At 39.7% G+C, this 829-nt stretch carries 1 protein-coding gene; it reads left to right on the forward strand.

All coding sequences use genetic code 11. The annotated features are described in order from the left end of the window. Positions 1-233 (forward strand): RHS repeat-associated core domain-containing protein (locus tag ACLPIE_RS22530; RefSeq protein ID WP_430263848.1); only part of this gene is annotated, 233 nt, incomplete at its 5' end. Positions 234-829: the final 596 nt, after the last annotated feature.

Here is an 829-nt window from a genome sequence, read left to right on the forward strand (position 1 = left end):
CCGATAATGATCCAACTTATACCGAATGCCACTTTCGTTTTGCGGGCCAATATGAAGACCGAGAAACGGGCTTGTATTACAACCGCTTCCGCTATTATGATAAGGACAACGGGCAGTATATCTCCCCCGATCCGATAGGATTATTGGGTGGTGTGAATCCGTATGGGTATGTGCATAATCCGACGAAATATATCGATCCGTTGGGGTTGGCTTGTTGTCCACCTATTCCTTAAGGGCCTCTAGATTGGGGAGGAATAGATCCAAAAGGTTTAAGCAGAAAAGATCATGTTAGAAGGCATGGCGTAGATGACCCTACTAGGAATGTTCCGCATGGAGTATTTAATGAGAATGCTATTAATCAAACGGCTGATGCCTGGCAAAGAGCTAAAGAGTTAGGGATTAGACCTCAAGTTCAGGGAAACAAATGGATTTATGAAATACCATCACCGAATGCAGGCTGGCAAGGGGGGAATCCATCATTGCCAGGGCATGGTCAAGCATTGAATACAATAAAAATAGTCACTGATGCTGACTCAAATCGAGTAGTAACCGCTTTTCCTATTTAATGTAACAATATAAGAGAATTTACATGAAAGAAGTATATTTTGTTCATCAAGATAAGAATGCATATAAACGACAAAGTGATGGAGTTGAATTTTGTAAAATTCCAGAATTTTTTAATGATAAAATTTATTTTTATTGTGTAAGCGGTTAATGAACCACACATACTAAACAAACTCGTCATTTGCCATAGTAGCTTTTTCATTGGAGGGACTATGGAACAACAAAGTAAACGAGAATACTGGACTGCAATTCTAGAGCTGCAACG

This window comes from Providencia sp. Me31A (assembly GCF_050487165.1).
Classification (GTDB): Bacteria; Pseudomonadota; Gammaproteobacteria; order Enterobacterales; family Enterobacteriaceae; genus Providencia.